Source organism: Haloplanus vescus (genome assembly GCF_900107665.1).
Taxonomy (GTDB): Archaea; Halobacteriota; Halobacteria; order Halobacteriales; family Haloferacaceae; genus Haloplanus; species Haloplanus vescus.
Genome location: NZ_FNQT01000002.1, coordinates 329,556 through 349,190, shown reverse-complemented (window position 1 = coordinate 349,190; position 19,635 = coordinate 329,556). Strand labels below are relative to the sequence as shown.

Genomic DNA, 19,635 nt, shown 5'->3' with positions numbered 1-19,635 from the left:
ACGAGCGACGGCGCCGCTCACCACGTCAGGCCTTCGTAGACCAGTCCGTCGCGGCGCTCGACGATTCGGCGGCCGTCGACGACGACGTTGCCGGACATGAGGTCGAACTCCCGGTCGAGGTCAGCGAACTCCGGCCAGTCGGTGACGACGAGCGCCGCCGCCGCCCCCGAGAGCGTCGGCGACGCGGAGGCGAGAAACTCCACGTCCGGGAAGCGTTCGGCCATGTTGTCGCGCGCGCCGACGTTGGGGTCGTAGGCGATGACCTCGGCGCCCCGTTCCTGCAACCCCTCGATGATGGGGATGGCACGCGAGTTGCGCACGTCGTCGGTACCGGGCTTGAACGCGAGGCCGAGGACGGCGACGCGTTCACCCTCGACGTCGACGTGGCTGTCGAGGAGGTCAAGCATCCGCTGAGGTTGGCGGTCGTTCACGTCGATGGCTGCCTGCAGGAGCTGGGGGTCGTACCCCTGCTCGCGGGCGGCGGCGACGATGGCTTTCGTGTCCTTCGGGAAGCAACTGCCGCCCCAGCCAGCGCCGCTACGGAGGAACTGCTCGCCGATTCGGTCGTCGAGGCCGATGGCGTCGGCCACCTCGTAGGCGTCGATGCCGAACTCCTTGCAGATGTTCCCGATGTCGTTGATGAGACTCACCTTCGCGGCGAGGAAGGCGTTGTTGGCGTATTTAATCATCTCGGCGGCGCGGAGGTCGGTGTCGACGACGGGTGTCCCCTCCTCGATGAGGGGGGCGTAGACGGCTTCCAGGGCCTCGAGCGCCCGGTCGTCGTCGGTCCCGAAGACGAGTTTGTCGGGGTCGTTGAAGTCCTCGACGGCGCTTCCCTCCTTCAGGAACTCGGGGTTGACCGCGAGGCCGAAGTCGACGCCGACCCGCTTGCCGGATTCGCGTTCGAGCGCCGGGCCGACCACGTCCTGTGTCGTGCCGGGGACGACGGTGCTCTTGACGACGACTATCGGGTGGCCCTCGATATCGGCGAGGACGGTCCCGAGGGCTTCCGCGCCGGCCTCGACGATGCTGGTGTCGATGCTGCCGTCGTCATTCGTCGGCGTCGGCAGCGCGAGGAAGACCACGTCGGGAGCGAAGTCGACGAGGTCCTCGTAGTCGCTCGTCGCGAAGAGCGACTCGCCAGCGTACCGTTCGAGCAAGGCGTCGAGGCCCGGTTCGGAGACGGGTGCCTCGCCGTCGTTCAGCGCTCTGACGATGGACTCGTCGATGTCGACGTTCATCACGTCGTGGCCGAAGTCAGCGAGACAGGCCGCGACGGTCGTTCCCACGTAGCCGCTACCGACGATACCGATCTGCATCGTGTGTGGGTGGTGAAGCCGAGGCAAAGAGGATTCGGATGCGTCCTCGTCGCTGCGGACTCCCGACCGCTCAGTTCGCCGGGGCATCGACGCCGAGCGTCGCCCGGAGGTCGGCAACGGCGGGGTCGTCGCTCGCGGGGAGGGCCCGTTTGGCGGTGCGACACTCGGCGTCCACGCCCAGTCGCTCGCACACTCGGTCGGCCGTCGCCTCGGCCATCCGGCGGTAGGTGGTGAGTTTGCCACCGACGACGGTGACCAGTCCCGCGGCGCCGTCGGCGGCGTGGTCGAGGAGGGCGAACCCGCGCGAAATCTTGCGGGCGTCGTCGCGCGCCGCCTCGTCCGGCGCGTAGAGGGGGCGGACGCCCCAGTACGTGTCCCGCACCTCGGCGTCGACTCCCGGACACATCGCGGCGCATTCGGCGACCGTCCGCTCGATTTCGTGTTCCGTCCGCTCGAAGTCGTCGGGGTCGTCGACGGCGACGCTCGTCGTCCCGAGGACGGCCGTTCCGTCGCGGGGGACGACGATGTCGCCGTCGTCCGGCGGGCGACACCGGTTCAACACGGCGTCGACACCGGGGTTGTCGACGGCGACCATCACGCCGCGCGTGGGCGCCATCGGCACGTCGACGCCGGCGAGCGCCGCACACCGCTCGGCCCACGGGCCGGTGGCGTTGACCACCACGTCGGCCTCGATTCGGGCGTCCAAGCGCCCGCCGACGGTGGCGCCGGTGACTACTCCATCTGCGACGTGTACGTCTTCGACGGGCGAGTGGGTGTAAAGTTCGGCGCCGGCCTCGCGAGCGGCGGCCGCGGTTGCGAGGACGAGGCTCGCGGGCGAGACGACGCCGTCCGGCACCGCGAGCGCACGTTCGACACGGGGATTCGCTTCCGGCACGCGGTCCCGCAGGGCGTCGCCAGACAGCGTCTCGACGGCCATGCCGAGCGAGTCACACGCCTCGCGCTTTCGCTCGAAGTAGGACGGGTCGTCGCCGTCGAGCTGGAGGAAGTACCCGCCTGTCTCGTCGATACAGTCGGGCGCGATGTCGCGGAGGACGCGGTTTTCGGCGAGACAGGCCGCCGCGTCGTCGGGGTCGGCCTCGGCGTACCGAGCGCCGCTGTGGAGGACGCCGTGCGAGCGACCGGTCGTGCCCGCGGCGAGGGCGCCGCGCTCAACGAGCGTCGTGTCGACGCCGCGCAGAGCGAGGTCACGGGCGACGCCGACGCCCGTCGCGCCCCCGCCGACGACGAGGACAGTCGTGTGCATGGGGTGGTCTGCGCGAGCGGGCCACTTCACGGCGTCGCCTCGCGCCGTGACGCGTCGTTTATCACGGCCGCGGTGCAGGGTCAGGTATGGCGCCGCCGCTCGTACTCGATATCGACGGGACGCTCACGAAGCCAGCGGGGGGACTGGACCCGCGGGCGTTCGAGGCGCTGCCCGCGTGGGACGCCCCCATCGTCCTCGCGACGGGCAAGGCCTTCCCCTACCCCGTCGCGCTCTGTCACTTCCTCGCGATACCCGAACTCGTCGTGGCCGAACACGGCGGGGTCGTCTACGCCGACGACGAAGTCCGCGTGACCGTCGACTCCGAGCGCCCGAAGGCGGCAGCGCGCGCGTTCGTCGAGCGAGGCGGTGACCTCGGCTGGGGCGGGGCGGACACGGTCAACCGATGGCGGGAGACGGAGGTGGCTATCAACCTCGACGCCGACGAACGACTCCTGCGCGACGTGGCCGCGGAGTTCGACCTCGACCTCGTCGACACCGGCTACGCCTACCACCTCAAGACGCCGGGCGTCGAGAAAGGCGACGGCCTGCGGTCGGTGGCGTCGGTGCTGGGGGTCGACCCCGCAGAGTTCGTCGCCGTCGGCGACAGCGAAAACGACGTGTCGACGTTCGAGGCAGTGGGCGAATCGTTCGCGGTGGCGAACGCCGACGAGCGAGCGCGGGCCGCCGCCGACCACGTCACCGAGGGAGCGCACATGGACGGCACGCTCGAAGTCCTCGCAGCCCTGCGATGACGGTGGACCGGTATCGCCTCGGGACGAGTCTCTACGCGGGCGTTCTCTTCACCGTCCTCGGCGCCGTCGCGTGGCTCAGCGGCCAGCCGTTCGTGTTCCCGAGTCTCGGCCCCTCGGCGTTCCTCCTCGCGTTCGAGCGGACGGGTGACCGCGGGCGACTGGCGCGCATCGTCGCCAGCCACAGCATCGGGGGCGTCGCCGGCCTCGTCGCGTACACGCTGTTCGGGGCGGGCGCGGCGCTCACGGCGACGCCACCGCCGCACTCGGCGGCGGGACTGCACCTCGTCGCGAGCGGTATCTGTTCTATCGTCCTCACGAGTTGGGGACTCATCGCGACGGATACGACACACGCCCCGGCGTGTGCGACGACGCTCATCGTCTCGCTCGGCCTGCTGTCGACGCCCGAGCAAGTGGCGATAATCGTCGTGAGTGTCGTCGTTCTCGTCGTCGTTCACGCCGTCGTCGTTGCGGGGTTCGAACGCCTCGTCGGCGACACGCACCCACGGTACGAGTGATCACTCGACGGCGTCGGCACACCACGCGGTGAACTCGTCGTGGGCGTCGTCGGCATCTATGCGTTCGACGCAGGGAACGTCGTGGGGGTGCCACTCGACGAGTCGGTCGGCCAGCTCGGGGTAGCGGTCGGGAGTCGTCTTCGCCAGTAGGACGGCTTCCTCGTCCTCGCGAACCACGTCGTCCCAGCGGTACGTGGAGGTGCAGTCGACGACGTTGACGCAGGCGGCCAGTCGTTCGTCGACGAGGCGACGCGCCAGGTCGGTGGCGGCGTCGCGGGGTGCGGTGACGTACGCCGTCACCGGCGCGTCGTCTGCCATGCCTACGCGTCGGCGGCGTCGGTGGTCGATTCGATGGGGACGAACGTGCCGTTGATGTCCCACTCGTGGATGCAGTACACTCGCCCGGTGATTCGCTCGCCGTCGTCGTCGCGCGCGACTCGCCACGTACTGGTCGCGTCGTTCCAGACCTCCCGCCGGCCGCAGTCCTCACACTCCCGGGCAGTCGGTTTCCTGATGGTGACGCTCATGGGTCGAATAGTGCCGGGCGGGGATTTAATGCTATCTCAAGCGCACGACGCTTATCAGGATTCGGCGACAGCCACCCGTATGGGCTTTCACACGTTCGACAGCGACCGGGCGGCCGCCCTCGAAGACGCCGCCGAGCGGTATCGCTACTGCTCGCGCGAGGAACTCCACGCCCTCGTCGCGCCGCACACGGACATGCGCCTCGCCGACCTGGGGAGCGGGACGGGCTTTTTCACCGACGCGCTGGCGCCCCACGTCGAGACGGTGTACGCCGTCGACGTCCAGACCGCGATGCACGACCACTACCGCGAGAAGGGCGTCCCGTCGAACGTCGAGTTGGTCGAAGCCGACGCCGCAGACCTGCCGTTCGCCGCGGACGAACTCGACGCCGCCGTCTCGACGATGACGTTTCACGAGTTCGCAGACGCCGACGCACTCGACGAAGTCGCTCGGGTGCTCCGTCCCGGCGGGCGCCTACTCACCGTCGACTGGGACCGGGCGGGCGACGGCGAGGCCGGCCCGCCCCGGGACGAGACGTACAGCCTCGCGGACGCCGTCTCGCTCCAGACCGAGGCGGGCTTCACCGTCGAACGCGCCGACCAGCGCCCGGAGACGTTCGTGACGGCGAGTCGGCTGTAAGACGGTTATGCCGAGATTTCGACGCTGTCCGTGTAGTATTCGAGGACGCCGACGAGGACGGCGCCGACGAGGGCGGCGAGACCGAACGCCGCGATGGCGTCGGTGGTCCACCCCGCGGGCGTGGCCTTGGCGGCCTCCACGAGGGGTGCGCGCAACCCGCCGAAGACGAGGCTGACGAGGAAGGTGAGCGTCGCGTAGCGGTAGTGGACGAACGCCCACCGGACGGCGTGGGCCACGGTGAACAGGCCGATGACGGCACCGACGACGAAGGCGCCGACGGTCGAGGCAGGGTCGAGGACGGCCTCGATAGAGCCGCCGAACAGGAGGCCGATGAGGGCGTCGATAAATGCTGTCAGCCGTTCGACGAGGAAGGCGTACTGCCCGAGGATGACGAGGATGAGCGACCCGGAAACGCCGGGCAGGACCATCGCGCTGATGGCCACGGCGCCGACGAAGAATATCACCAGCGGCGAGGAGGGGAGTGCGGCACCCGCCTGCCCGGCCGAGAGGAAGGCGAGGAGGAAGCCGACGAGGCCGGCGCCGACCCGTCCGGGCGTGTCGAGCGACACCTGTTCGGCGAGGACGAGCGCCGATACAGCGATGAGGCCGAAGAAGAACCCGAACGTCGGGACGGGCGCGGCTTCGAGCGCGCGGTGGAGGCCGCGCGTCGCGACGACGACGGCGGTGAGGACGCCACATCCGAGTGCGAGGAGGAACGGACCGTCGATAGCGAGAAAGGCCGCGCGGGCGTCGGCGCGCCGTCCCGGGATGGGGGCGGCGAGAACGTCGAGCACGCGACCGGGTGTGACGTCCGTGAGCGCGCCGATGAGGCGCTCGTAGATGCCGACGATGAGCGCGATGGTGCCGCCCGAGACGCCGGGGACGGCGTCGGCCGCTCCCATGCAGGCGCCCTTACAGTAGACGACCAGCAGGGAGCGAAGCGGACGCATCAGTCCCGAGTGGGGGCCGCGATTCGCGTGATCTCAGCGCGGTCAGCGGCGGTCGACGTGGAGTCGGGGGCCGGCTCGCCCGTGTCGTCCGCGTCCGCGGGCGACTCCGTCTCCACCGGCTGGAGCGACTCGGCAGATTCGGACTCGTTGCCGCCGCCGAGGCTCAGGTTCTGGAGCGGATTCGTCTGGTTCAGTGACACCTGTCGAGCGCCCTCGATGTCGCCGTTGACACGACCCTCCTGAATCTGGACCTGTCCGCGGTACTGCACGAGCGACTGGTTCTGCGTGGCGAGTGCCGATTCGAGCGTGTACGGGCCCGTGGCGCGGACGCTCACGTTCGTGTAGCCGTTGGACGGGCCGTACTCGTCGTAGCCGGTCGTGGCGTACGGGAGCGTCATCTCCAGCTCGCCGTCCTCGGTCGTCATCGTCTCCTGCGTGTAGGTGAACGTCTCGTTGGTCGTGGGGACCCGCATCTCGACGCTGGCGCGGACGGACGTGTTCGGCGGCAAGTCGTCGGCGGTGACCGTCGCACCGGGCACCTTCTCGAAGGTCTTGACCCACGACGGCTCGTAGAGTCGCTGACTCGACGGCGGCACGCCGGTCGACGAGAAGGTCCGGCGGGATAGCGACTGATACTGCGCCGAGGACGTCGCCGACGAGTTACTCACCTTCACGAGGCGGTAGTGTTCGAGCGCAGGCACCTTTTCGGATGGGAACGGCCCGATACCACCGACCTGTGATGTGCTATCGTTCTCGACGTAGTTCTGTGCGGCGGACATATTGTCGAACTGCTGGAGCGGCGTCCCGTTCTGTGCCGTCGCGCGGACGGTGACCGTCTCACCACTCTGGGTTTGGGCGCGTCGCTCTTCCCAGTCGACGACGATCGGCTGTGGCGACATCGAACTCCCGTGGTACTCGTAGAGCCGCACCATCAGGCTCTCGTAGTACCGCTGGTCGCGGAGCATGAACTGCCCCCGGAAGTTGTTGGTGTACACCGGGTTGTAGAAGTCCGACGACGAGACGTTCGACTCGTCGTAGAAGACGACCGGGGCGCTGAACTTCGACTGCGGGTGGACCATCTGCCAGTCGACCATGACGTAGCGCGTGCCCGCGGCCTCTTGGTCACGCTCACCGAGGGTCTCCTGAGCGGCCGTCTCGTTGGACGCGAGCAGGAAGTTCGCCGCGTCAGTTGCCCCCTGCTGGAACGGGTTGGCGTTGGGGATGCGTTCGCCGCGGACGGTTATCCAGTGCCCGTAGTCCCACCACGACTGGACGCCGTAGGCGCCCGCCGGATAGTCGAAGTCTTGTGTCCGCTCGTAGGTACCGTAGTATTCCATCTCGTTGGAGGCACCGCCGAACGTGCCGGGTTCGGGCGTGTTCGACTGCATCCAGTCGAGCGACCCCTGCCACTCGGTGATTGCGTCGGGGTTGGACGACTGGACGGATTCCCACGCCGTGTTACTCTGGTCGAACGACGGGTTGCCCGTGTCGCGGACGCTCATCGGAACGAGCAACACGGGCGTCACGATGAGCATCGCGGCCGCGAACACGGCGAACACCTGATACCCCTGGATGTTGCGGACGGTGTCGAGCGACGCGGTATCGAGGTCGAGGTAGCCGAGCACCTGTCCGAGGAGGTAGGCGTTTGCGATGGCGACGATGGGGGCGAGGTAGTAGTTGAATCGAACCTGCGTGAACGCCGCCGAGGTGATGAAGGCGGCCCACACGACGAAGAGGAGTTTCTCGCCGTCGTAGTTGTGCTGGAGGACGGCACCGAAGAGGATGGCCGCGACCAACCCGACGCCGACGAGTTCCGAGACGATACCGAGGGCGTCGCCGATGGCCCGGAACGGGCCGGGGACGAGGAAGAGGAGGGCAATGATGGCGAGGCTGCCACCGACGTAGCCGACGCGTTCGGTTTCGCCATCGCGCACGAGCGGTTTCGCGAGCAGCCAGATGACGGCGGCCACACCCGTGAAGAGGGTGAACCCGTAATCGGAGAGGATTCGCCCCGTCGCGGTCATGTAGTTCTGCTGCAGGACGTTCGGGGAGAGGTAGGGCTGGGCCTCCGAGATAGTCCGGGTGGCAGCACCGGCGCTGAAGCCGATGAAGCGAAGCGCATTCGTCTGGAGCGTCCCGAACAGCGAGGGGAGCGCGACGGCGACGACGCCAGCGCCGACGACGAGGAGCCCGACCACGGCGACCGGGTAGTACTGCTGGTCGACCCCGCGGTCGTCGAACAGGCGAGCCAAACCGGCGAGGAACGCTGCGCCGGCGGCGACCCCGAGGGCGAGGACGGGTTGAAGCAGCCCGAACTCCGTCGCTGAGAACGAAGCCTCTTGGAATCGGAGGAGCATCAGGACTGCGCTGACGACCATGGAGACGACAGCGACGAACGCAATCGGTTCGGGCGAGTCGCCGGCGACGTAGTCGGAGGTGAGCTGGTAGGTGAGATAGACGCCGAAGACGCCGATGAGCAAGACGCCGGGCGGCCACACCCACATGTAGGCGGCGATGGCGGCGCCGGCGAGGGCGCTCCAGAGAATCGGCTCACGGAGCGCGTCGATGTCGCGGTCGAGGACGAGCTCCCAGACGGGTTTCTCTCGGGTGGCGACGGCGATGGCCACCATCAGCGCGAGGACCGCGAGCGTCTGGAAGAGCGGTTCGACGATGTTGTGGTCCGCGAAGCCGACCACGCCGCGCTGGAGGAACTGTCCAGGGAGGAGAAGCAAGACGACGGCGCCGAACAGGCCGGCGAGGCGTCCGGAGAGACGCTTGCCGACGCCGTACACCGGGAGGGCGATGAGGGCACCGAACACCGCCGGCGCGACGAGGAGGACCTTGGAGACGAGCGTCTCGGAGGGATTCCCGAGGCCGACGAGCAGCGCTACCGTGGCGATTATCTGGTCGTAGAGGGTACCGAACTGCCCCTCGTTCGTCCCGTACGGGAAGTTCGTCCACGGGTCGAACGGCATCGTGAACGGCCAGTGCGCGACCGTGTACTCGACCTGGCGGAGGTGATACCAGGCGTCGTTCCCGGAGAAGTACACCGTTCCGTTCTGGACGAAGGCGTCGTACGCCTGGAGACGGATGGCGAGCATCCCCGCGATAACGAGGACGAGTGCGGGGACGTGATACCAGTCGAAAAAGAGGTCTGCGACCGATGTAGACCCCTGACTCTGATCGTCACTCATTGGCCGAACGGACTGGGATAATCGGCATAAACCTTGTCATATAGGAGGCCTGCGCGGTGGATTGGCAGTGTACTCACGGGCCGTCTACCGGCCGAAGAGCGACTCACACGCCGCTAACACCACTCCCGGACGAGCCAAGAACGGAGCCGTCGAGAGCGGCCGAGATTGGCGGTTCGGCATCGAGAAAGAAACACGCTTTTGGAGTCGCCCCGACGAATCCGCAGTCATGGCCGACTCCGACGCCGTCTGTGTCCTCGTCCCCACACTCGACGAGGCCGCGACCATCGGCGACGTGGTTCGTGATTTCCGGGACGCGGGGTACGAGAACGTCCTCGTCGTCGACGGCGGGTCGAGAGACGACACGCAGTCCGTGGCGCGTTCGGCCGGCGCGCGCGTCGTCGAACAGACGGGGACGGGCAAGGGGCAGGCGGTCCGCGAGGCCGTGACCGAACACGTCGACGCCCCGTACGTTCTGATGCTCGACGGCGACGGCACCTACAGCGCCGACGACGCCGAGACGATGCTTGAGCCACTAATGACCGGCGACGCCGACCACGTCATCGGCGACCGCTTCGCGGACATGCGCGCCGGCGCGATGACGCCACTCAACCGAATCGGCAACCGCCTCATCAACCGAGCGTTCGGTTTCATCCACGGCGAGTCGTTCCGTGACATCCTTTCCGGATACCGGGCGTTCACGCACGAGTCGTTCGAGCAGATGCACCTGACTTCGGACGGGTTCGGCATCGAGACGGAGATGGCCGTCGAATGTGCCAAGCGCTCGATTCCGACGACGGTGGTGCCGGTGACCTACTTCCCGCGCCCCGAGGGGTCGAACACCAACCTCCATCCCGTTCGGGATGGTGGCATCATCTTCCTCGAACTCTACCGCCGAGCGAAGACCAACAACCCCCTGTTTTACTTCGGGAGTATCGGGACGGTGTCGACGGCCGCGGGCGTCCTCGTCGCCGCCTACGTCGCCGTCGAGTGGATTACGCGCCAAGTGTCACACGAAGTGCTGGCCATCGTCGCCGCCTTCGCCATTCTGGTCGGCGTCCAACTGCTCATGTTCGGGTTGCTCGCCGACCTGATTCTCACCCTGCACCGCGAGGACCGACACGACCGGAAGTGAGACGCAGTATTGTAACTGTTTTCCGACGGTTCGCCGAGACGGGCCGGCGAACCACCCGTGGCGACGTAGAATAACCCGTCTCAAAAGGCAACGTTTAGGCCGATTCCGCGGGGTCGTACCACCATGTCAGAGACGGTACTCCTCGTCGGTGGGGGTGGCCGGGAACACGCTATCGCCCGAGCCATCGCCCCGGACGCGGACCTCTACGCCTGCGCGAGCAATCGAAACCCCGGAATCGCGGCGCTGGCCGAGGACACTCGGACCATCGAGGAACGCGATGCCGACGCCATCGTCGCCTTCGCGGACGACGTGGACGCCACGCTAGCCATCATCGGCCCGGAGTCGGCGCTCGCCGCGGGCGTCGCCGACGCCCTCGACGACGCCGGTGTCTACACCTTCGGCCCGTCGGCCGACGCCGCCCGCATCGAGACGGACAAGGCCTACCAACGGCGGTTCATGCAGGAGGAGGGGATTCCCGGCTGTCCCGACTTCGAGACGTTCGACGACATGGCGGCCGCCTGCGAGTACATCGACAGCTACGACGGCGACTTGGCGGTCAAGCCCGCCGGCCTCACCGGCGGCAAGGGCGTCCGCGTCACGGGTGACCAAGTGACCAAAGACGAAGCGAAGGCGTACCTCCGCGACGCCGACTACGACCGTGTCGTCCTCGAAGAGCGACTCGTCGGCGAGGAGTTCACCGTGCAGGCGTTCGTCGCGAACGGCGACGTGCGACCGACGCCCGCGGTCCAAGACCACAAGCGCGCCTACGAGGGTGACGAGGGGCCGAACACGGGCGGCATGGGGAGCTACAGCGACGCCGCCCCCACGCTACCGTTCATGGACGAGAGCGACTACGCGGCGGCCGTCGACGTGCTTGAAGCGACGGTCGACGCCCTCCCCGACTACAAGGGCGTCCTCTACGGGCAGTTCATGCTCACCGCAGAGGGGGTTCGCGTCGTGGAGTTCAACGCCCGCTTCGGCGACCCCGAAGCGATGAACACGCTGCCGGTCCTCGAGACGCCGTTCCTCGACGTGCTGACGGCCGCACGAGACGGCGACGACCTCCCCACCCTCGCGTTCGACGACCGCGCGACGGTGTGTAAGTACGCCGTCCCGGCGGGCTACCCGACCGACCCCGAATCGGGCGCGCGCATCGCGGTGGACGAGGAGAGCGTCGCCGCCGCGGAGACGGAGTCGGGCGACGCACTCCTCTTCTACGCGAGTGTCGACGCGCGTGAGGACGGCCTCTACACCACTACCTCGCGGGCCTTCGCCGTCGTGGGCATCGACGACACCATCGCCGACGCCGAGTGCATCGCGGAGGACGCGCTCTCGGCGGCGGGCGACGGCCTGCGCGTCCGCCACGACATCGGCACGGCGTCGCTGGTCCAGCGCCGCGTCGACCACATGCGCGACCTGCGCGAGTAATCGGCACCGACAGAACTGCGTCGGACGGGCGTGTGACGGGTCACGAACCTTTATTTCGCCACGACGCGTCTCTCCGTTAATGGCGACGCTACGGGACTCCCTCGGTGGCCTGGTCGACGACATCGACGGACTGTTTCTGTTCACACCGTCGGCGGCGTACTACGACCAGTTCGCGGACGCGGACGTGGACCGAGTGGTCATCGCCGCCGAGAACAGCGTGGACGCCGACGCCTTCGTCGAACTCCCGCTCGACTTCGACAACGTCCGTGACCGAATCCGGTTCGGCATCGAGGGCGCGATGGAACACGAGTTCGTGACGGAGGGTGACTCCGTCGCCTGCACCGTTTCGATGTTCGGCGACGACGTGGACGCGGACTCGGTGGTTCGGGTGCGCGTTGACGAGTCGATTCGCTCCGGCATCTACGACCTGTTCACCGACTCGCGGGCCGAACCCGGCGTCATTCGCGACGTGTTCGAGGTGGCCATCGACCTCGGGAAGAAAGGACAGAAAGGGAAACCCGTCGGCGCGCTCTTCGTCGTCGGCGACGCGGGCAAGGTGATGAACAAGTCCCGCCCGCTGAGCTACAACCCCTTCGAGAAGAGCCACGTCCACGTCGGCGACCCCATCGTGAACGTGATGCTCAAGGAGTTCTCGCGACTTGACGGCGCCTTCATCGTCTCCGACGCGGGCAAAATCGTCTCCGCCTACCGCTATCTCGAACCCTCGGCGGAGGGCGTCGACATCCCGAAAGGCCTCGGGGCGCGTCACATGGCCGGTGGCGCCATCACGCGCGATACGAACGCCATCGCCATCGTCCTCTCGGAATCCGACGGGATGGTGCGGGCGTTCAAGGGTGGCGACCTGATTCTGGAGATAGACCCGGAGGAGTACTGAGATGCAGGGCGGGATGCTCGCCGAAATCGTCGAGGCGGTGCCGCTCCGCCTCTGGTTCGCCTTCGGGACGCTCTTTCTCGGCCTGCTGTTCGGCTGGGTGACGCGCGTGACTGCGCGGCGATTCCTCCAGCGAATCGGCATTCCAGCCGCCGTTGAGGGGACGGCCTTCGAGCGCACCGCCCGGAGTGTCGGCACGTCGACCGTCGACATCCTCGCGGCCATCGCGGGCTACTTCGTCTTCGGCATCGCAGTGTTCGCCGCCGTCGCCGTCGCGGAAATCGAGTATGTGGCGCAGTTCTGGAACGCCGTCGCCGGCTTCCTCCCGCAGCTGTTCGTCGCCATCGTCGTCCTCATCGCCGGCATCCTCCTCGGCGACAAGGTGGAACTGCTCGTCTCGGAGCGCTTCCGCGGCGTGAAGATTCCGCAGATAGACGTCCTGCCGCTGATAGCGAAGTACAGCATCTTCTATCTGGCCGCGCTCATCGCACTCGGCCAGGTGGGCGTCGCCACCGCGGCGCTCATCGTCCTCCTCGGCGCGTACGTCTTCGCACTCGTCTTCCTCGGCGGCCTCGCCTTCCGCCACCTGCTCTCGGCCGGTGCAGTCGGCACCTACCTCCTCCTCAATCAACCCTACACTATCGGCGACGAGATTCGCGTCGGCGACGTGCAGGGTATCGTCCAAGAGATGGACCTGTTCGTCACCCACGTCGAAATCGACGGCGAGGAGTACGTCTTCCCGAACAGCAAGGTGTTCGCCGAGGGCTTCGTCCGAATCCGCGGCTGACGCCCATACGGTTTCTCGTAACTATTTGCCGGTCCGTCCCGGTGACCCACCGGAAATCACAATAACCCGTATCACTCGTCGCGTCCGACGCCGCCCTCGACGGGACGGGCCGGGACGCCGGCCACCGTCGTCCCCGGCGGTACGTCCTCGGTGACCAGCGAGTTGGCCGCCACCTTCGCGTCGGCGCCGATTTCGACGCCCGGCAGGACGACGGCGCTCGCGCCTATGAGCGCGCGTTCCCCGACGATAACCTCCCCCGTTCGGTACTCCTCGGTCAGGAACTCGTGACAGAGCAGCGTCGCGTCGTAGCCGACGATGGCGTCCGCTCGAATCGTCAGATGCTCGGGCCAGAACACGTCCGGCGTCGCCTCTAGGCCGAACGCGACGCCGGGGCCGACCGTCGCCCCGAGTCGTCGGAGAAGCCAGTTTTTCAGGCGCAGACTCGGCGAGAGACGAATCAGCCAGACGGCGAGATAGTTCACGACGACCCGGAGCGGATGCTTCGCGGTCGGCCAGTGCCACAGCGAGTTTCGCGGGCCAGCGGTGGGGTGTCGGTCGAGACGGTCGTGTCGGCTCACGGTCGGCGTTCGCACGCCGGCGACTTGAAACCGTAACTCACCGACGGCGGCGCACGACCGCCACCACCGCAACGAGCGCGAGCACGACAGCGACCACGCCGAATCCGGGACCGGAACCGCTGGTCGTCGAGCTAGCGGTCCCCGTCTCCGTGGTCGACTCGGGACCGTCGGCAGCGGCGGTCGTCCCCGCCGAACTCCCGTCGGACGAATCGGGCGTCGGGGTGGCCGTCGCCGTCGTCACCTCGACAGTCTCCGTCGCCGCCGGGTCACTCTGGACCACGGCGAACGTCGAAAATCCGGGCGTCTCAGCGGTCAACACCGCGGTCGACCCCTGCTGACTCTCGACGTCGGTCTCGAAGGTGTCCCACGAGTCGGTCGATTCGTCGTAGTGTGCGACCCGCAGTCGCTCGGGGTCGACGTCCGTCGCCGACGTGTCGACGCGCATGCGGAGCGTGGCTGGCGTCGTTGCCCAGTCGTCGGGCATCTGAATCGAGACGACGCCGACGGTCGGGTCGTCGGGCGACGAGACGCCGTCGGGAAGCGACGAGAGCGTCGTCGCGCGGGCGAAGCCGTTCCCCGAGGCGTCGCTGCTGACCTCGACGCTGTCGACGGGACCCGACCCCAGGTCGAAGGTGACGGAGCCGGTGCCGCCGAAGACGGTCACCGTCGAGGAAGCGACGCGACTGGAGAACGACCCGGGGGCCGACGGGGCGGAACTCCCGCCGCTATCCGGGAACGAGATGGAGACCGAATCCTGCTCGCCGCCCGCGCCGTCGTTGCCGGCGGCGTCAGCGGCCGTCTGGAGCGTCGCCGTGTACTCGCCCTCGGTGTCCGGCGCGTACGTCAGCGTGTGGACGTACGGCCCGTCGCCGGAGACGGCGAAACTGGAGAGCGTCGTCGATTCCGGACCGCTCAGGTCGACCTCGACGCTGTCGAGTGACTCCGTGGCCGTCACTTCGACCTGGACACGTTCGTCGCCGGTCGCCGAGACGTCCGTGACCACCGGCGTCGAGCCGTCGACTTCGTCCACGTCGCCGGCATCGACGGCCGCAATTTCGTTGCCGGCGAGATCGGCGGTCGACCCGGGCGTGTACGTCACGTCGGCAGTCCCAGTCCCGTTCACTTCGGCGGCGTCCGTCGTGATGCGGAGCTGGAGTCGGTCGTCGTCGGTCGTCCCCAGCGTGTCGACCGAGTCGACAGTCGTCCCGCCAATCGTCCAATCGCCGGGCGAGACGGTCGCGTCGTCGATAGCGCCGGTGAAGGTGACGTTCGCGGCGTCGACGTTCCCGTCGCCGTCACGGTCAAGGACCGTCGCCGACTCGACGGTGGGCGCCGCGCCGCTTGTCGTGTTCGTGAACGTCGCCGACCCCGAGAGGGCGTTGCCGAGCGAGTCGAGGAACGTCCCGCCCGCGTAGGTCACGTCGGGCGTCGCGTCACTCCCCGAGAGACCGGACACCGACAGGCTGACGGCGTCGTCGTTCGCCGTGCCCGTACTCACGCTGTCGACAGCGCCATCGGAGAGCGAGAACGCCGAGGCGGCGAGCGTCGAGGCATCGTCGTCGATGGCCTCCGAGAGCGTCAGGTCGATGCGGTCGACGCTCCCGTCACCGTTCGTGTCTGCCGTCGATGCTGCCGTGACGGCCGGTGATGCGGTGTCCGTCGCCGTCAGCGTCTGCGACGGGTTGTCGTTCCCCGACAGGTCGAGAAGCGAATCACCAGCGAGCGTCACGTCTGGTGTGACGGCCGTGCCAGCCGAGAGCCCGGAGACGGAGAGCGTCGTCCGATTGTCGTCCGCCGTTCCGGTCGTCACTCCGTCGACCGAGCCGGCAGGCGACGAGAAGTCACCAGCGTCCACCGAACTGTCGTTGACGGGTTCGGTGAACGTCACCGTCAGCGCATCGACAGTGCCGTTGCGATTCGTGTCGTTCGTCGTCACCGATACCATCCGCGGGTCGGCCCTGTCGAGGACCGTCTCTCCCGAGAACGAGGCCGCCGGGTTCGATCCGTCGGTGATGCTCCCCTGCGTGCCCGCGGACGCGTCGTACGAGAGCGCCAGGTCGAGTCCCGTGTCGTTCTGGGGGGCGATAGTGGAGAGGTAGACCGTATCGTCGGACACGAGAGACGAATCGAACATGATGGCTCCGCTGTCGGAACCACCGAGCGAGTAGTCCCCAATTTCGGGAGAACTCGCGGAGACGTTCTCGGAGTACTGAACGCCGACGGAATCGACGGTGCCGTCGCCGTTGCGGTCGAGCGACGCACTCGACAGGACGACGGGAGCGGCACTGTCAGTCGCGGCGTCAGACGTGGTATCGATCATCTGGTTCCCGGCGGCGTCCTGAACTGCAGCACTCGACCCTCCGGACTGCGTGTAGGCGAGCGTCGGCGTCGCGCCCGTGTCGGCCGAGGACCCTTCGTTCAGCGTCAGGTTCACCGCCGCGTCGCCGTCGTCGTCCGCGACACCCGAGACGGTGCCAGACAGACCGTTCGCCGAGTCGATGGAGAAGTCAGCCGCCTCGACCGACCCCGACGCGACACTCTCCGTGAACGTCACGTTCAGGGTGTCCACGGTGCCGTTAGAATCGGCGTCGACCGTCGTCAGGCCCGCGAACGTCGGCGCCGCGCCGTCCTGCATCGTCAGCGTCTGGGCGGGCGCGTCGTTCGGTCCGTCGGTGACGCTCGATCCCGAGTAGTCGAGGGTGGGCGCAGTCGACCCGCCCGTGGTGTTGGCCGCCCCGGTCACGTTAAGTCGAACCTCGCTCCCTGAGACGGTGCCGTCGCCGTCTTTCGCGATATCGACGGTCCCCGACGACGTGATGGACCAGTCACCGTCGGAGTACGACGACCCGGACACGTCCTCGGAGTAGACCACGTCGACTCGGTCGACCCGGCCGTCGTCGGTCGTGTCTCGGTAGGTGGCGTTCAGCGCCACCGGCGCCGCGCCGTCGCTCGCGGTGACCGTCGTCGAACTCCCCGCCGGGCCCGCGTTCCCATTCGTATCCTGCACCGCGTTCTGTGCGACGGTCACGTCCGGCGTGAGACTCGTGTCGTTGGGCGTCACCGAGTCGAGTTCGAGGCGGAGCGTGTCGTCGCCGTCGTTGTCGGCGATGGCCGCTACGTTCGCGTTGCTGACCGTGAAGTTACCCGTCGCGTACGACACCGAATCGTTGACCGGTTCGTCGAAGGAGACGGACACGTTGTCGACGGTGCCGTCGGTGGTGTTGTCGTGGGGGTTGCTCCGGTCGGGACTGGGCCGTAATCGGCTGTCACGGACGCCGAGTCGCCGTCGCCTTGACCGTCGAGGTCGACGGTCACGTTCGCGGCGTTCCCCTTCGCCACCTGCAACGTGTCGTTAGCGTCGTCGGTCGTGGTGGCCGAGACGGTGAACGACCCCCAGTATTCGCCGTCGCCACCGGTCGGGTCGGGAGCGGTACCGTCGTCGTACAGGGTCACGGTAATCGACCCGCCGTTATCGTTGTCGACGGTGACATCGACCGTCGTCCCGTTGGTCGTGCCAGAGTCGTCCGCGCGGATGTAGACCGTCTCGCCGTCGGTCACCGTACTGACCTGCGAGCCACCGACCGAATCGTAGATGGCGACTTGGTCTTGAACGGCCGCTGACGTTCCAACGAGTGGCGACCCGAGAGTACCGAGAACGACGAGCGTTGCTACGAGGAGGGCAATGAAATCAGTTCGTGTCGTCGACATCGACTGGAATCACTAGTTTCCTCTCCAGACAGGAACCGCCCTAAAAGTTTGGAACCTAATCGCTTAGGTCACTGAATCCCAGCGAGCAGATACCCCGCGGGAAACGTCGCGAGGAACACGGCGAGGCCGACGATGAACCACGCGTAGACGTCCGCGGGGCTCAGTAGGATAGCGATGGCGGTGGGGACGGCCGCGAGCGCAGACGCCACGACGAATCGCTCGGTCGAGACCATCAGTCCAGCCGTTTCGAGACGTACGGGCCGTCTTGGTGGTAGCCGAGTTTCTGCCGGTAGTACTCGCGGGCGCCGATGCCGCTGATGACGCTCACCTTGCCGTAGCCGGCTTCGGCCGCCAGCTGCTCGGCGCGTTCGAGGAGCCGTTTCCCGTAACCGCGGTGTTGCCAGTCGGCGTCACCAGTGTCGTGGAAGCCTGCTTCGCTCCCGTAGACGTGGAGTTCGCGGACGAGGGCGGCGTCTTCGAGTTCGCGTCGCACGGGGTCGTTCGGGAAGCGAAGCCGACAGAAGCCGATGAGCAGGTCGGCCACGGGGTCCTCGAAGCTGATGAAGTGTTCCGTCCCGCCGCCGGCTTCGTAGGTCATCACGTCGAGTTCGATTCGCTCGGGGTCCGGGTCGGCGTCGTTATGCCCCACCTCGCGAGCGCGGATGTCACGCGGCGTGATGCCCTTCTCCTCCGCACGCTGTTCCGCGAGTTGGCGCAGGTTCGACTTCCAGACCCCGGCGTCGATGTGGTCGGCGGGGATGTCGCGTTGGACGCGCTGAAGTCGGGTGTACTTCGGAATCCGGTCCATCACCTCCGCGACGAGTTCGGCGGCCTCCTCGTTGTCGAGGGGGTCGAAGTCGTCGCGGCGCCACATGTCGTAGGTCCGGGTGCCGCGGACGACGAGGGTCGGGTAGATTTTCAGGTAGTCGGGGCGCCAGCGCGGGTCGGAGAACAGTTGCTCGAAGTCCTCCAGACACATCTCGTAGGTCATGCCCGGCTGACCGGGCATCATGTGAAAGCCCACCTTGAACGCCGCGTCGCGGAGGCGACGGTTGGCGTCGATGGAGGCCTGCACGCCGTGCCCGCGGTGCATCTCCCGATTGATTCGCTCGTAGGTGGTCTGGACCCCCACCTCGACCTTGGTGCCGCCGAGACGCAACATTCGGTCTATCTGCTCCGGGTCACACCAGTCGGGCTTGGTCTCGAACGTGGTGCCGATGTTGCGGACGTCCGTCGTCTCGTTCTCGGCGATGACGTCCTCCAAGTAGCGAAAGTCGGGGTCGTCCTCCGCGAAGCTTCGCCCCTCGGCGGGGTTGGGCGTCGAGTCGGGGTCGTAGTCGTTGAGCGCCTCCAACGCTCGCTTGACGAACCACTCCTGGTAGTCGTGGCTCCGCGCAGTCATCGTCCCGCCCATCAGGATGAGTTCCACCTTGTCGACCGGGTGGCCGATGTGGCGGAGTTGTTCGAGGCGGAGCGTGACCTGTCCGTAGGGGTCGTAGTCGTTCTGTTCGCCGCGGGCCGCCGCGGGTTCGTGGCCCGTGTAACTCTGGGCGCTCCCGAACTCGGAGGCTGGCCCGCCGGGACAGTAGAGGCACTTCCCGTGCGGGCACATGTGCGGCGAGGTCATGATGGCGACGGGCGAGACGCCCGACGCGGTCCGGACGGGTTTGCGCCGGACGACGTCCTCCACCTCGTCGCGTCGCTCGTCGGGCGCGTACTGCAGAATCTCGGCGTTCTTCGGGACCTTCGGCGAGGAGTGTGTCGAACAGGCGTCGAGTTTCGCGGATTCGAGGTCGTCGCGGTCAATTTCGCCGTCGAGAATCCGCTGGACGAGGTCCTCGCAGGTTCGCTGGAAGGCGTCGGACTCCTCGGCAGGGGCGTCCGTGCTCATCGTTCGGTCCCAATCATCGTCTCGTCCTCGTGTCGGCGGGTCGCGGGGTTAAGGGTGTCGG

The 19,635-nt window shown here is 67.5% G+C and carries 18 protein-coding genes; 7 read left to right on the top strand and 11 right to left on the bottom strand.

Annotated elements, in window-relative coordinates:
• Positions 1 to 17: 17 nt before the first annotated feature.
• Entirely contained in the window at positions 18 to 1,319 is a 1,302-nt protein-coding gene (aglM, locus tag BLU18_RS09460) for a UDP-glucose 6-dehydrogenase AglM (protein ID WP_092634344.1), read from the bottom strand.
• A 70-nt stretch (positions 1,320 to 1,389) separates the two neighbouring features.
• A complete protein-coding gene (locus BLU18_RS09455; RefSeq protein WP_092634342.1) occupies positions 1,390 to 2,583 on the bottom strand; it encodes an FAD-dependent oxidoreductase in 1,194 nt (397 codons plus the stop codon).
• 86 nt (positions 2,584 to 2,669) lie between these two features.
• Here BLU18_RS09455 and BLU18_RS09450 point away from each other — a divergent pair, with 86 nt between their 5' ends.
• Positions 2,670 to 3,335: an HAD-IIB family hydrolase gene (locus BLU18_RS09450; RefSeq protein WP_092634340.1), complete on the top strand. Its 666-nt coding sequence runs from the start codon at positions 2,670 to 2,672 to the stop codon at positions 3,333 to 3,335.
• Positions 3,332 to 3,850, top strand: coding sequence for an HPP family protein (locus BLU18_RS09445; protein ID WP_176791221.1), 519 nt, complete (start codon positions 3,332 to 3,334; stop codon positions 3,848 to 3,850). The genes BLU18_RS09450 and BLU18_RS09445 overlap by 4 nt, the downstream gene beginning before the upstream one ends.
• Here the strand turns inward: BLU18_RS09445 and cutA are convergent, their stop codons facing one another.
• Positions 3,851 to 4,168, bottom strand: a complete 318-nt coding sequence (cutA, locus tag BLU18_RS09440) for a divalent-cation tolerance protein CutA (protein WP_092634338.1) — start codon at positions 4,166 to 4,168, stop codon at positions 3,851 to 3,853.
• A 2-nt stretch (positions 4,169 to 4,170) separates the two neighbouring features.
• Positions 4,171 to 4,377, bottom strand: a complete 207-nt coding sequence (locus tag BLU18_RS09435; protein WP_092634336.1) for an HEWD family protein — start codon at positions 4,375 to 4,377, stop codon at positions 4,171 to 4,173.
• Between the two features lie 79 nt (positions 4,378 to 4,456).
• Between BLU18_RS09435 and BLU18_RS09430 the strand changes: the two genes are divergently transcribed.
• A complete protein-coding gene (locus tag BLU18_RS09430; RefSeq protein WP_092634334.1) occupies positions 4,457 to 5,014 on the top strand; it encodes a class I SAM-dependent methyltransferase in 558 nt (185 codons plus the stop codon).
• 5 nt (positions 5,015 to 5,019) lie between these two features.
• Here BLU18_RS09430 and BLU18_RS09425 read toward each other — a convergent pair whose 3' ends face one another.
• Both BLU18_RS09425 and BLU18_RS09420 read right to left on the bottom strand, forming a co-directional pair.
• Positions 5,020 to 5,964 carry a DUF368 domain-containing protein gene (locus BLU18_RS09425; RefSeq protein WP_245697942.1) on the bottom strand — a complete coding sequence of 315 codons (945 nt, stop codon included), beginning with the start codon at positions 5,962 to 5,964 and terminating at the stop codon, positions 5,020 to 5,022.
• Positions 5,964 to 9,158, bottom strand: a complete 3,195-nt coding sequence (locus BLU18_RS09420; protein WP_092634330.1) for an oligosaccharyl transferase, archaeosortase A system-associated — start codon at positions 9,156 to 9,158, stop codon at positions 5,964 to 5,966. The genes BLU18_RS09425 and BLU18_RS09420 overlap by 1 nt, the downstream gene beginning before the upstream one ends.
• A gap of 226 nt (positions 9,159 to 9,384) precedes the next feature.
• Here BLU18_RS09420 and aglJ point away from each other — a divergent pair, with 226 nt between their 5' ends.
• The 4 genes from aglJ (at position 9,385) to BLU18_RS09400 (ending at position 13,397) form a co-directional block, all read left to right on the top strand.
• Positions 9,385 to 10,290, top strand: coding sequence for an S-layer glycoprotein N-glycosyltransferase AglJ (gene aglJ / locus BLU18_RS09415; RefSeq protein WP_092634328.1), 906 nt, complete (start codon positions 9,385 to 9,387; stop codon positions 10,288 to 10,290).
• 123 nt (positions 10,291 to 10,413) lie between these two features.
• Positions 10,414 to 11,718 carry a phosphoribosylamine--glycine ligase gene (gene purD / locus BLU18_RS09410; protein ID WP_092634326.1) on the top strand — a complete coding sequence of 435 codons (1,305 nt, stop codon included), beginning with the start codon at positions 10,414 to 10,416 and terminating at the stop codon, positions 11,716 to 11,718.
• 79 nt (positions 11,719 to 11,797) lie between these two features.
• Positions 11,798 to 12,613, top strand: a complete 816-nt coding sequence (gene dacZ, locus BLU18_RS09405) for a diadenylate cyclase DacZ (protein WP_092634324.1) — start codon at positions 11,798 to 11,800, stop codon at positions 12,611 to 12,613.
• 1 nt (position 12,614) lies between these two features.
• On the top strand, positions 12,615 to 13,397 hold the full coding sequence (locus BLU18_RS09400) for a mechanosensitive ion channel family protein (RefSeq protein ID WP_092634322.1): 783 nt from the start codon (positions 12,615 to 12,617) through the stop codon (positions 13,395 to 13,397).
• A gap of 71 nt (positions 13,398 to 13,468) precedes the next feature.
• Here BLU18_RS09400 and BLU18_RS09395 read toward each other — a convergent pair whose 3' ends face one another.
• The 5 genes from BLU18_RS09395 to BLU18_RS09380 all read right to left on the bottom strand — a co-directional run bounded on the left by BLU18_RS09395 (position 13,469) and on the right by BLU18_RS09380 (position 19,574).
• Entirely contained in the window at positions 13,469 to 13,990 is a 522-nt protein-coding gene (locus BLU18_RS09395; RefSeq protein WP_092634574.1) for an acyltransferase, read from the bottom strand.
• 22 nt (positions 13,991 to 14,012) lie between these two features.
• Entirely contained in the window at positions 14,013 to 17,171 is a 3,159-nt protein-coding gene (locus BLU18_RS09390) for a PGF-CTERM sorting domain-containing protein (protein ID WP_143025255.1), read from the bottom strand.
• On the bottom strand, positions 17,090 to 17,683 hold the full coding sequence (locus BLU18_RS09385; protein WP_092634318.1) for a choice-of-anchor X domain-containing protein: 594 nt from the start codon (positions 17,681 to 17,683) through the stop codon (positions 17,090 to 17,092). Before BLU18_RS09385 ends, BLU18_RS09390 begins: the two co-directional genes overlap by 82 nt.
• 68 nt (positions 17,684 to 17,751) lie before the next feature.
• A complete protein-coding gene (locus BLU18_RS14885) occupies positions 17,752 to 17,916 on the bottom strand; it encodes a hypothetical protein (protein WP_176791220.1) in 165 nt (54 codons plus the stop codon).
• Positions 17,916 to 19,574, bottom strand: a complete 1,659-nt coding sequence (locus BLU18_RS09380) for a tRNA uridine(34) 5-carboxymethylaminomethyl modification radical SAM/GNAT enzyme Elp3 (protein WP_092634316.1) — start codon at positions 19,572 to 19,574, stop codon at positions 17,916 to 17,918. The genes BLU18_RS14885 and BLU18_RS09380 overlap by 1 nt, the downstream gene beginning before the upstream one ends.
• Positions 19,575 to 19,635 lie beyond the last annotated feature (61 nt).